The organism is Curtobacterium sp. VKM Ac-1393, from assembly GCF_015350995.1.
Taxonomy (GTDB): Bacteria; Actinomycetota; Actinomycetes; order Actinomycetales; family Microbacteriaceae; genus Curtobacterium.
Map to the genome: position 1 here is coordinate 655,664 of NZ_JADKRW010000001.1, position 12,093 is coordinate 667,756.

Sequence of the window (12,093 nt, forward strand, 5' to 3'; positions counted from 1 at the left end):
CGGTGACCGCCGTGACGGGGTCCGCGTTCTCGCTGCGTGCGCGCACCAGGATGTCGCCGAGCCGGATGCTCAGCGACAGGGCCGCAGTGACTGCCGAACGGCGTGCGGTCGACCGCGACATCGTCCGGCTGGCGGTACCCGCGCTCGGCGCACTCGTGGTCGAGCCGCTCTTCCTGCTCACCGACACCGCGCTCGTCGGGCACCTCGGAGCGACGCCCCTGGCGGCCGTCGGACTCGCGAGTGCCGTGCTGTCGACGGTGACCGGGCTGCTGGTGTTCCTGGCGTACTCGACGACCCCGGCCGTGGCGCGGGCGCTCGGCGGCGGCGACCGTCGCGGAGCCGTGCACGCGGGCATCGACGGGATGTGGCTCGCGCTCGCGCTGGGGGTGGCGCTCGCGCTCGTCGGATGGCCGCTCGCCGGTCCGCTCGTCGACGTCTTCGGCGCCTCGCCGGAGGTGTCGGAGGCAGCGGCCGCCTACCTGACGATCTCGCTGATCGGGCTGCCCGGCATCCTGATCGTCACCGCCTCGACCGGACTGCTGCGCGGGCTGCAGGACACGAAGACACCGCTCGTCGTCGCGACCATCGTCGTCTCCGCAATGAGAATCAATGCGGACGAGCTATTCGAGAATCCCCTGGTCGGGAAGTGAGGGACGGGGGGAACTGGACCACCCGAGAGAAGATCGCGGCGGACGACCGACCATCAGGCACCGTTGCTTCACCGCGTCTGACCTAGCTCATCGGTGCCCAGGCCCCACACGCTCACTTCGGGACGGCTTCGCCCGGTTACGCGAGAACGCTCATTGTCGCACCGGTAACAAGTGCGGCTAAGGCGAGGGCGAGCAGGACTGTCGACCAGATCGTCAAGACGAACTTCCTGTCAGCGATAGCTGCGTTGATGGCGACCTGGCGGAGGAGGTTTGCGCTCAACTCGCCGCGAGCTTGGGCAGCTGCGAATGCTGCGGCGTAGTCGGTAGGCGCTGGGTAGAGGGAGGCGACTGCCCGATAGAACACCACCTCGGCCTGGTCCGATGCGAGGAAGCGACGTCTCGGTATCAACCCGAGAACCACGCATATGGCCGCACTGGCAAGCAGCGCCCCGGCAACTGCGGCCGTGGCGAGGATGGAAGGTCGCCCACATGCGTTCTGCGCCACCGCGTACACCCCGCCGCCAGCGATGCCTACCAGTGCGAGCAACGCAGTGAGCTTCGCATCGCTGTGTCGAATCCACCCATTCACCAGCTCGAGCTGCTGCCAGGCGGCACCTTCGAGCCGTTCCGACTTCTTCTTGCTCATCGGTTAGACAACCCGGTGCGACGGTTCCGCGCTGCGGCCTTCTTGTCGGCCATTACTTTCTCAAGATTGCCAGCGCGTGCCGCTCGCATCGACTCGTCGCGCGCCTCCTCAGACTCCGTCCTTGTCGTCTCGCCCTGAAGGATTGCGTCGCAGAACGTCTCGCCACAGCTCGTGCACCACGACGAGGTGAGCACCCGGCCATAGCGGCTGTCGTCTTCCTCCGGAACGTTGTCGATGGTCTTGTTTCGCCAGAGAGCGACAGGCTTCGTTCCGGGTTCGTGGGCACAAGTCGTAGTCAGGTAGTCGTTGTCCTCGATACTCGCCCAGACGTCGGCCGACACAATCAGTTCCCCAAGGCCAGCAGTCTGAGCGGCCTTCGCCGCGTAGTTCACAGGCTTCCCCGACCAGATGGGCTCTTGTTCGTTGGGGTTGCGAGGCGTGCCGATCCTCTTAGCCAGCACCCGCCCACTTGCGATGCCAACTTTGTAACCGGTTTCTGGAGCGTCAGGCCACCTCTTGCGGATCTTCTCGGACAGGCCGACACTGAAGGTTTTGACTGTGATCCCGGCGCAGACTGCCTTCTCGTAGCGGTTGTCTCCCCAGAAGAGCCCGAACGCTCCATCGCCTTGGATCTGAATGAAGTCAGCACCGAAATGCTTGAGCACCCCCACAGCGTTGTCGGTAGATGCCTCGTAGATGCTTGCAGTCGAAGACGCATGCTTGCCCGTCCCCAAGCGGGAGGAGCCCTTGAGGTCGACGACAACAGCAACCACGTCATCGAGCTGGTGCCACTCGCGCTTCTCAATCGCCAGCTTCTTCACATCAAAGGAGGCAGGGTCCTTCTTAACGACGCTGGGCATCGTGGCCAATTCTGCTGCGATGTCACCCTGTATCTCATCCAGGAGTTGCGACAAACCGGTCGCTTCCATGCGGCCCCTCTCATCGAGTTCAGTAGTGGATCGATTCTCATCTCTGCCACCGACATTCGCGAAGTCGGGCTCGCCCCCGCCTGTCGCTTCGCCGAAGCGACCCAAGGGCAGGACCTCAGCCGCCACGTTCACGCCGGCCGGCGTATTGACCATTCCGGCCGAAACACACGTCTGCCCCCTTCGCAGCTCAATGGAAGCGCCGCCCTCCACATCGTGTTCCTCACTCCAAGCCAGTCATGAGGTCGCCTCAAAATGTCCTGGATTGTCGGTAGGGTGACGGGATGGACGATGTACTGCACTACTTCGCCGGACGCGACGGGCATGAGGAGCCGGCGAAGGTTTCCATCTACGACGTGTGGGTGCACGCACAGCGTGTGCGGCTCGAAGTGACCGACCGCGGCGAAGCAGCGGGCATCACTCGATTCTCGGTCGTTGCGTTCGCCGTCGACGTGCCGGAAGCCGACCGGGAAAACAACCGGTACGGAGTCTCCGTCGGGAACCCCGACGCCACCGTCGACGGTGCGCTGTCAATGGTGCACTGGAACATCTTCGAGCAAGAGCGATGACGAGGATGGTACTGCCGCGGCAGCAGCGGACCGGAAGCGTCACGGCATGATCAAACTGCGAGCGGGTGTCGACGTACAGCAGGTCATTGAGACGCTCCGCGACCTGAGTCGGAGCCTCTCGAACATCCGCGGCAGGGGTGGTGTGACGCCGCGACGCATGTACGAATGGCGTGTGTGGAGTGCCGACGCTATCCGGCGCGCCAGCCTGTTGCTTCCCGAACGGGAGCTGGAGCGAGTCGTCCTGGGAAGTCGATTCACGATGCTGCACTCGACCGATCCGAACAACGCGCTGATCGACGCGGAGCTCGACTTTCGCGCCCGTGGCCTTGCAGACGCTGCCGATGAGCTGGAGCTCGAGTGGTCGAAGTGGCACTCCGGGCAGGGGACAGCAATCATCCTCGACACGAACGTGTTCATGGAGTACGGCACGCGGGTGCGGCTGGTGGACTGGCACGACCTGGCGGATCTGACCTACCGTCCGCCCGTGGTGGTGCTTATCCCGATTCAGGTGGTCGAGGAACTGGATGTGTTGAAAGACCGCGGCAGCGACAACCAGAAGCGGGCGACGGCGCGCGCGGTGCTGCGATGGCTGGACAGGTCCTTCCCGCTTGGGCAGGACAGCATCCACATGACCGGCGCCGGCGTCCCGGACGGTGAGGGTGCCACGTTACGAGTGTGGGTGGACGACGTCGACCGAGTGCCGATGCCACGCGCAGACGCCGACATCATCGACCGAGTACTGGGTTTGCGTGGCTTCACCGCACGCACCCTGCTGATCAGCCAAGACCGCAGCATGCAATTGCGGGCCCGATCGTCGGGCATCGACGCCCGACACCTCCAGCGGGCTCGGGTACCGGAAGAGCCGACGACCGAGAAGCCAGCGACCGCGGGGTCACGCTGACTGACGACTCCCTCGCAGGCCCATCCCCTCAACAGGCGGCGACCGATGGGGTCCAGCGTCCGTCCTGGGCCCGAGCGTCGTTCCCGTCGCTCACCTGAACCATCCACCAACGCGCGCGGTGAAGCGATGCCACCGACACGCTCCAACACGTCGAGCACCACCGGCACGACGCCACCACCGAAGGTGAAGCTCTCACCGAACGATCCCCACGAGGTGGTCGACTTCCAGCGACACGTCAGCGATGATCCGTCCCAGGCCGTACCCGGGAAGCAGGGGCTGCGCTCCTGGCCGACTAGCGTGCGATCGAAACGCAGCGCGGCGCTGGTCTCCGTCGCGAGCGCCCCGCCGATGCGCTTCTCCGGCGGCGGCTACCGGGAAGCCATGAAGGGCGACCTGAAGGGGTGGTTCGGGTGGACGGTCCGAACCGCGAGCATGCAAGACGCCCCCACGCGAAGGTGTTCAGTCCGCTGGCGTTTTCTCGCTCTGCGCACCGTCGGTTCCGGCGAAATCGCCGGGCACATTTGGCAGTTTCCAGTTGTGGCTATCCAGGTACCGATGCAGCAGCTTCAAAGAGGATGTTCGGTTCAGATGCCCGGTTACTGCGGATGCAGGAGCCCCGCTGGCGAGGAGTCCGAGAACCAAGAGCCGAATGAGGATCGGATCGTGGGCGCTATCGATGCGGCCACGGATTGTTCGTCGCGTCGGCTGCGGTTCGATGCTGGCGAGCCGCTGCACTGCGACGGCGAGCTTCTGCGCGTTCTGTGAGTGCGCTAGCCATGAGCGGAGCACCCTGACGGCGTCATTGCTCATCGCGTCGGCGGCGATCGCGGTCGCGTGCTGAGCGGCGACCCAGTCCGTGTGCGGCCAGTCCGACGTGTGCTCACCGACGAACCATTCGTTGAGTCTGTCAAGCGACACGGCACCCGCGCTCCCCGCCTCGCGGAGGTAGCGACTGAGGTGGTCGGCCCCGTGGAGTATCCACCGCGAGGCATCCATCCATTCGGCGCTACGGCCGAATCGCCTCGATTTCCAGAGACTCCTGAGGACGAGACCGAGTTCGGTGCGGCTCTGTTCCCTCGGGTTCTGAAGCGCGGCGTCTTCTGCGGTGAGGAGCTCGCCGTCGGAGATGACTGTCAGCGTCAAGTCGGGGTAATCGTCGTCCACGATGTCTGTTTCGGTGCGGATGACGCGTTGGTCTGCGCGTTCGAACTCCAGAGCCTTCTGCTAGATACTCATTACGCATCTGCCGGCGGCCGCGATGAGTCGGCCGAGCGTGTCAAGCATCTGCACTTCAGCGGGGGAGTACTGGTCAACCATACCAACACTCTAAGCACGACTCCCGACATGCATTCGCGCACAACGGCCCGTCTCGATGCCGATCGTTCAACGGCACGCCGGCGGCTGCAACTTCGCTGGCAAGCTCATCGTGTGACGACCGACTCCCCCTCTCACCGGGTACACCGCTTCGAGGTGGTATCGGCGAACGAGCTGCCTGAAATGAACCGTTTACAGAGATCGTTCTTTTCGAAGCACTACCGGCCAGGGTTCCTTCGGGGCGATGCGATCGACGTCGACGGGCAGTTCGGCTACCCCGTCGTCATGCTGCACGAGCTCCTAGCTGAGTGGGACCTTGAACCCAAGACGGCGATGGAGGGGGTGGCTCGCATCATCGACGCGTACCCGAAATCCGTGGCTCAAAGTGAAGCACGACAGTGCCTGGCCGACATGCACTACCTCCGGGAGGAGTGGGCCGATGCGTTGAAGCTGACGTACGGTTTCCGACGGCTCGTTGCCTTCGTCGGTCTCAGCGACCTGTTGCAGCCACGTGCGGAAGCGTGGGAGATCATGCGGTGGGGATCCTCAAACATCACCAAGGCGGGCTGGCAAAACCTCGACGCGGCGCTTGATGACCTTCAGGAGACGCTCGACAGCTTCCACGACGCGCACGGAATCAGCATCGTCGGGCATTTTTGGAGGCGACTGCATGCCAACGAAACCACACAAGCGATAGCGCAGAGCCTTTACGACCTGATCGGTTCCGACTACTCGGTGGAACAGATCGTTCAGCTCATCGATCACGGCCGTGCAGTCGGCCCGTACCCCCTGACCGCGTTCGAGGGCTTCGCAGGCTACGAGCGTCCCATCCCAGCAGCTTGGAACCGCAGTAATCCGTACGCCTTCGAGGGCGTGATCCGAGCGCTCTGCAGGCCCCTGTTCCGCGAATCGGAGAACCGTGCGCGTGAGGCCGCTGGACTCCCGCGCGTCGGCGAGGGCCTGGTGTCGGAGACACGTCTGCTGCATCAACTACGCGCTGCGTTCCCCGACGAGCGAATCGACCACCAGGTACGGCCATCTTGGCTGGCGCCACAGTCTCTCGACATGGTGCTCCGCGGGCGAAACGTCGCAATCGAGTACCAGGGAGCCCAACACTCGCGCCCGGTGGAGTTCTTCGGCGGACGGGAGGCTTTCGAGCGGCAGCAGCAGCGCGACGCTACGAAGCGTTGCTTGTGCGCTGCGCACGGGATGACCCTGGTCGAGGTCCACCCCGATTACCTGCTAGATGACATCGTTGGAAAGGTACGCCACGCTCTCGAGTAGCCACACCACTCAGGGCAGCCGCCCAATCCGCATTTCCAACACATCGCTATGTAAACGGACTCAGCCACGGTGCGGTAGCTGATCCCCATGCGGGCGCCTCTCGTCGATCGCCTTAGCGCCCCATGAGCAACGCGACCGCCGTCCAGCCGACCATCGACACCCAGACCGCAATGAGCAGCGGTGAGGTAAGAACCGAGCGTCGCACTGGTTTACGGTGCCGTGCGTGCAAGATGCTAAGCACGGCACAGAGCAACAGCCTCGCGATAGCGACACTTCAGACGGCCCACCAGCAGCCGCCGAGGGAGAGCACGAACGCTAGCCGACCTCCCTGTGCTGGCAGGAGGAGACCCGCACCCACCCGGTCCGCCACTTCTTCAATGCTGAGGCGGGCGCCTCGGTGGTTCCCGAGGTCGCCGTCCATGCTCGACCGCGCTGCTGCCGAAGTCCTCTCGCTTGCCCGCATCAAGGAAGCGATGTTGGCGGTCGGTCATACCCGGAACGCGCTGCACCAGCTCGACAGCTGGGAGTCCAGACGCACCACCGGCAAGTTCGGGCGATGAAGGCGCACACGGAACCGGTCCACCGTGCGCCGGATCCTCGGTCTGGCGGAATCCGGACGGCGTGGGATCAGCGCGCAGCCGGCGGCGGCCCCGTCGTGTCCCCCACTCGCAACTCCGAGGTGAACGACGCCGGCTGCGGCTCCGCCCCCTCGAGCATGGCCAGAGCGGCACGGGCAGCAGCTTGGCCCTTCTGCACGAACGGCTGCACGAGCGTGGTCAGGTGCCGGATCGGGGTGCGGTGGAGCAGGCTGTCGTCCACCGTGATGCCGTCGAACCCGACGACACTGACGTCCTCGGGCACCCGGAGTCCGGCATCGAGTGCGGCCGAGATCACCCCGACGGCGATCAGGTCGCTCTGCGCGATCACCGCGGTGGGGTGGGGGCCGTCAGGTGCGAACAGCTCGACGCCGGCCAGGCGCCCCTCTTCCACCGAACTCCCCGCCGTCTCGACCGCTACTGCGGAGGGGTAGACCTGGCGCACACCCCGCAGGCGTTCGAGCGTCGTGAAGGCGATGCCCGAAGCGAACCGGGCGTCGTCGATGGGGCCCCGCCGACGAGCAGCGTCGAGCGGTAGCGTCACCACCGTGACCGCAGTGTGCCCGAGGTCCTGCAGGTACGCGGCAGCACGGCGTGAGGCATCTCGGTTGTCGAGTTGGACGGGCACGGCACCCTCGATCTCGTCCGCCTCGATCGCGACCACAGGGATCTGCCGACGCCGTAGCACCGCGACGGCGGGGTCGATCCGGACGTTGCACCCGACGAGCACGACGGCGTCCATCGGGGCGTCGACCAGCGGGCCAGCACCTTGCTCGTCGTCGAGCGGACTCCGCACCAGCAACAGGGACACCCCCGCGGCACCCGCGACCTCGGCGATGCCGTCGAGCGTCAGGACGTTGACCGGATCACGGAAGGCATCGCTCAGACGCTCGTCCATCACGACGCCGATGACACCGGAACGACCGCGGCGCAGCGAACGGGCGCGGGGATCCGGGCCGCCGTAGCCGAGGTCGGCGGCAGCGGCGAGTACGCGGGCCTTGGCGTCCTCGGACACCGGGCCGAGACCACTGAAGGCGAGCGACGCCGTCGACGGCGCGACACCGGCGGCACGGGCCACCGCTGCCAGCGTCGGGCGCGACGGACGTGCAGCGCCGCCGCGGGAACGCGACGCGCCGGGTCCTGTTGCCGGTTCGTCCATCGCCCGTTAGCGTAGCGGGAACGAGCGGTCGAATCGATTCGACAACCGCAATGCCAACACCAGAACGCGCACCACCACGCGAGCCGCAGCACGATGGGAAGCACCATGACGACGCCGTCCACCCGCACCGTCCCGACCACCAGGGCCTGGATCATCGCGGTGTTCGTGGTGTTCACCCTGTCCGGGCTCGACATCGCGACGTGGCTGGGCCGGATCCCGAGCGTCCGCGACTCCCTGGGGGCGAGCACCTTCGAGATGGGCCTGCTCGTGCTCGGCATGGCGGTCGGCTCGATCGGCGGGCTGACCTTCGCCGGGCACATCGTCGCGAAGCTCGGAGCACGGCGGGGCGTGCAGGTGGCTGCGGCGTGCCTGGCGCTCGGCATGATCTTCGCCGGGGTGGCGGTCACGCTCGGGTGGGGCTTCGCCGCCATCTGGATCGCGCTCATCGCCTTCGGGTTCGGCAACGGCCTGTGCGATGTGTCGATGAACGTCTCCGGTGCCGCCGCCGAGAAGGCCGGCGGGCGCACGATCATGCCGCTGTTCCACGCCGCGTTCAGCCTCGGCACGCTCGCCGGCGCCGGGCTCGGTGCGCTGGCCGAGCGGCTCGAGATCCCGGTCTCTGTGCACTTCATCGTCCTGGTCGTCGTCACGAGCGCCGCGATGCTCGTCGCCGTCACGAAGTTCCAGGACGAGCACCTCGTCGAGCAGCCGGTCTCCACCGACACCAGCCCCGTCGCGACGCCGCTCACCCGCATGCAGGTCTGGGCGCAGCCGTCGACGATCCTCATCGGCGTGATCGTGCTCGGCATGGCCCTGGCCGAGGGCTCCGCGAACGACTGGCTGCCCCTCGCGATGATCGACGGCCACGGGCTCGACAACGCCGCGGGCGCCGGCGTCCTCACGGTGTTCCTCGCCGCGATGACCGTCGGCCGCGTCGCCGGCAGCCCGCTGATCGACAAGTTCGGCCGTGTGCCGATCCTGCGCATCAGCGCCGCCGTCGCGGTGGTCGGCCTCGGCATGCTCATCTTCATCGAGAACGTGCCGCTCGCGATCGTGGGTGTCGTGCTCTGGGGCCTCGGTGCCAGCCTCGGCTTCCCGATGGGCATGTCCGCAGCCGCCGACGATCCCCGCACCGCGGCCGCCAAGGTCAGCGCCGTGGCGACGATCGGCTACGTGGCGTTCCTGGCCGGGCCTCCCCTGATCGGGTTCCTCGGGGAGCACGTCGGACTGCTCGGTGCGCTCCTGGTCGTCTTCGTGTTCATCATCGCGGCCGGGCTGGCCTCGGGTGCAGCACGTGAGACCGGCGCCGCAGCCCGACCCACCCGCGGAACCGACAAGACGAGCGGGACCACGAAGACGGCCAAGACCGACACGACCAGTGAGACCGACAAGACGAGCGAGCACAGCAACCGCAGCTGACGCAGCGAGCCCTCAGCCGCCGTCCCCGGCCCGCGCCCGCGTCGCCAGGTGCAGCGCGAGCCGGGTCTCCGGGTCGGACAGGTCGACCCCGAGCAGCCGTTCCACCCGCGCGATGCGGTCGGACACCGTGTTCCGGTGCACGCCGAGCACCGCGGCGGTCTCGGCGATCGACGACTCCGCGTCCAGGTAGGCGGCGAGCGTCGTCAGGAGCGCGCCGCCACCGCGCTCGAGCGGTGCGAGCAACTGCCGCGACGCCGGCAGGAACGTGTCCGTCTGCGTCCACGCGAGCAGCAGTTGCGCGAGCCCGAGCCGGTCGACGTGCACGAAGTGCCCCGACTCCGGACGGCTGGCGGCCAGGCGGGCGGCGTCGCCGGCCTCGCCGAGCGTCCGGACCAGCCCGGCAGGGCCCGCCTGCAGACTGCCGACACCCACGTTGGTCTCCACGGTGGTGCGGAGCGTGTTCTGCGCGCGCCGCAGCCGACCCGCGATGTCGGCCACTGCCTCCCGGCCGGGCTCGTCGGGTTCCGACAGCCACAGCACCCAGCCGTCCGCCTGTTCGACGACGACCGCGTCGAGTCCCTCGGCGCGCACCGCGGCGTCCACCTGCTGGCGGTGCGCGACCAGGTCGACGCCCTGCCGCGCGACGACGCGCGCTCCGACGTGCCAGGCGTCCAGCCGCCACCCGGCGGCGATGGTGCGCTGCACGAGCTGCGGGGCGGGCGCCCCGTCGGCCGCGCGGAGTTCGTCGAGCATCGCCATCCGGTAGCGGGCGTCGCGCTCGTCGTCGAGCCGGGTGAGCAGCAGCCGGTGGCCGACGGCGACGGCCGCGACCCGCAGGGCACTCGCCACCACCTGCTGTTCGGCGGCGATCGGGACGGACAGACCGACGGCCACCCAGGCGCGCGGTCCGATGCCGGTGCCGACCGGGATCGCCACGAGCGTCTCGTCGACGCCCTCGGCGATCAGCACGTCGCTCGTGCCGCCGCGCCGGACGAGCACGGCGCGGGCCGCGTCGTCGACGGCGGCTCCGCGGAGTGCCAGGCCGGAGGCGTCGAGGAACCGCACCGGGTGGCCGAGCGACCGGTCGAGCCGGGTGAACAGGTCGTCGAGTTCGGGGCCGGCGTCGAGCGCGACGCGGGCGGCGTCGAGAGCGGCCCGGGCCGCCGGACCCATCCCGGTGCCGATGAGTTCGTGCAGACGGACCGAGGTCGCCCACGGGTCCGGGGTGGCGAGCACGGCGACGCCGAGCCGGTCGGCGAGCGTCGTGGTGCCGGGGCCGAGCTCCAGCGATCCGTCGACGACGAGCATGGTGGTGCCGGCCGCGGAGGCCCGGCGCAGCAGCACGTCGAAGCGCGCGTCCGCGCGGTCGACGGGGGTGAGCAGCACGACGACGTCGTCGCCCTGCGACAGGGACCGGCCGACCTGGTCGGGGGTCCCCACCACACCGCGGACGCTCCGGACCACGGTGCCGCCGGGGCCGACGAGCAGGCGGGTACCGGACGGCAGCAGCGGCAGCAGGTCGCCGACGGCGTTCACGCGACGGCCCCGCCCACGGCCTCGGGCACGACGTCGGCGTCGATGCCGAACGCCCGCGGCCCCATGCGCGCGGTGCGGTCGGGGTCCGCCCACCACCACGGCGCCGACGGCAGCACGAGCACGGCGAGTTCGTTGCCGACCCGCGTGCGGTCGGTCGCCACCGGCGCGAGCGAGCGCGCGTCGACGACCGTGATGACGCTCGGGGTGCTGGCGACCGGCAGGCCGTCGACCAGGCAGTGCACGTACTCGCTGCCCGCCTCGACCCGGGCGACCGCGCCGGAGCCGGCGTCGCGGATGGCCAGGCTGCTGCGCACGAACGCGAGCGCGTCCCCCTCGCGCTGCACGTCGATGACCCGGCCCTGGGCGACGACACGGCCGCCGATGAGCGCGGCGAGTTCCGCAGCGTCGCGTGCGCCGCCCGCGGCGCGTCCGATCCGGATCGCGCGCTGCACGCTGCCGACCACGGCGCGCTCGCGCAGCAGCGCCACCGGGACGGGGCCGATCGCGAAGGCCGCCCAGCCGCCGCTGTGCGAGACCGCCTCGCGCCAGACGGTCTCGACGTCGTGCGGGTGCCGGGCGTCGACGACGATCCGCAGACCGCTCGTCGTGGCCGCGGCGGCCGAGACCGTCGTGGTCGGGCCGACGAAGACCGACAGCTGGTCGATGCGCGGGACCGCTCGGCCGACCAGGTCCGCGTCGACGAGCGGCAGTCCGGCAGCGTGCGCGGTGAGGGCTGCGGCCGGTCCGGTCACGCCGCCGATCTGCGCGGCGACGACGGCGTCGGCACGGACACCCGTCCAGCGTTCGACCGCCGCGAGCGCGGCCGGCAGCTCCTCGCCGCTCGGCATCTTCTCCTCGAGCACCGTGGTCGACCCGATCAGCCCGACGGCCACCACTGATTCGAGCGCCGGGTCGTCGAGGTCGACGACCGGAACGCTCCGGTTGCCGAGTGCGAGTCGGAGGGCGCTGACCATGTGGTCGACGCGGCCGCCACCGCCGCAGCCGAGCAGGGCGGTGCCGCGTCCGAAGACGGTCGCGTCGTCGGCCTGGAGGCCCGCCACACCGCCGCCCCGCCGCTCACCCTGGTCCATGG

11 protein-coding genes and 1 pseudogene are annotated in these 12,093 nt (G+C 68.5%); 6 read left to right on the forward strand and 6 right to left on the reverse strand.

The window, feature by feature from the left end; all coding sequences use genetic code 11:
- Positions 1-65 precede the first annotated feature (65 nt).
- Positions 66-587: pseudogene (locus ITJ59_RS03140) on the forward strand (MATE family efflux transporter); the annotation flags it as partial.
- Between the two features lie 199 nt (positions 588-786).
- Here the strand turns inward: ITJ59_RS03140 and ITJ59_RS03145 are convergent.
- Positions 787-1,296, reverse strand: a complete 510-nt coding sequence (locus tag ITJ59_RS03145; protein ID WP_194649663.1) for a Pycsar system effector family protein — start codon at positions 1,294-1,296, stop codon at positions 787-789.
- Positions 1,293-2,357, reverse strand: coding sequence for a hypothetical protein (locus tag ITJ59_RS03150; protein ID WP_194649664.1), 1,065 nt, complete (start codon positions 2,355-2,357; stop codon positions 1,293-1,295). Before ITJ59_RS03150 ends, ITJ59_RS03145 begins: the two co-directional genes overlap by 4 nt.
- Before the next feature lie 149 nt (positions 2,358-2,506).
- On the opposite strand from ITJ59_RS03150, the gene ITJ59_RS03155 reads away from it, so the two are divergent.
- Entirely contained in the window at positions 2,507-2,791 is a 285-nt protein-coding gene (locus ITJ59_RS03155) for a hypothetical protein (protein WP_194649665.1), read from the forward strand.
- 46 nt (positions 2,792-2,837) lie between these two features.
- Entirely contained in the window at positions 2,838-3,692 is an 855-nt protein-coding gene (locus ITJ59_RS03160; protein WP_194649666.1) for a PIN domain-containing protein, read from the forward strand.
- A 459-nt stretch (positions 3,693-4,151) separates the two neighbouring features.
- Here ITJ59_RS03160 and ITJ59_RS03165 read toward each other — a convergent pair whose 3' ends face one another.
- Positions 4,152-4,856, reverse strand: coding sequence for a hypothetical protein (locus ITJ59_RS03165; RefSeq protein ID WP_194649667.1), 705 nt, complete (start codon positions 4,854-4,856; stop codon positions 4,152-4,154).
- 264 nt (positions 4,857-5,120) lie between these two features.
- Here ITJ59_RS03165 and ITJ59_RS03170 point away from each other — a divergent pair, with 264 nt between their 5' ends.
- The gene (locus tag ITJ59_RS03170) at positions 5,121-6,290 is read left to right on the forward strand and encodes a hypothetical protein (RefSeq protein ID WP_194649668.1); all 1,170 of its coding nucleotides are present in this window, start codon (positions 5,121-5,123) and stop codon (positions 6,288-6,290) included.
- Positions 6,291-6,709: 419 nt separating this feature from the next.
- Positions 6,710-6,850 (forward strand): hypothetical protein, encoded by a 141-nt coding sequence (locus tag ITJ59_RS03175; protein ID WP_194649669.1) that lies wholly within the window; start codon positions 6,710-6,712, stop codon positions 6,848-6,850.
- Positions 6,851-6,917: 67 nt separating this feature from the next.
- Here the strand turns inward: ITJ59_RS03175 and ITJ59_RS03180 are convergent, their stop codons facing one another.
- Positions 6,918-8,045, reverse strand: a complete 1,128-nt coding sequence (locus ITJ59_RS03180) for a substrate-binding domain-containing protein (protein WP_194649670.1) — start codon at positions 8,043-8,045, stop codon at positions 6,918-6,920.
- A 105-nt stretch (positions 8,046-8,150) separates the two neighbouring features.
- On the opposite strand from ITJ59_RS03180, the gene ITJ59_RS03185 reads away from it, so the two are divergent.
- Positions 8,151-9,464: an MFS transporter gene (locus ITJ59_RS03185; protein WP_228510771.1), complete on the forward strand. Its 1,314-nt coding sequence runs from the start codon at positions 8,151-8,153 to the stop codon at positions 9,462-9,464.
- A 12-nt stretch (positions 9,465-9,476) separates the two neighbouring features.
- Here ITJ59_RS03185 and ITJ59_RS19540 read toward each other — a convergent pair whose 3' ends face one another.
- Together ITJ59_RS19540 and ITJ59_RS03195 are read right to left on the reverse strand one after the other, a co-directional pair.
- Entirely contained in the window at positions 9,477-11,000 is a 1,524-nt protein-coding gene (locus ITJ59_RS19540; RefSeq protein ID WP_194649671.1) for a helix-turn-helix domain-containing protein, read from the reverse strand.
- Entirely contained in the window at positions 10,997-12,091 is a 1,095-nt protein-coding gene (locus ITJ59_RS03195; protein ID WP_194649672.1) for a DUF917 domain-containing protein, read from the reverse strand. The genes ITJ59_RS19540 and ITJ59_RS03195 overlap by 4 nt, the downstream gene beginning before the upstream one ends.
- Positions 12,092-12,093 lie beyond the last annotated feature (2 nt).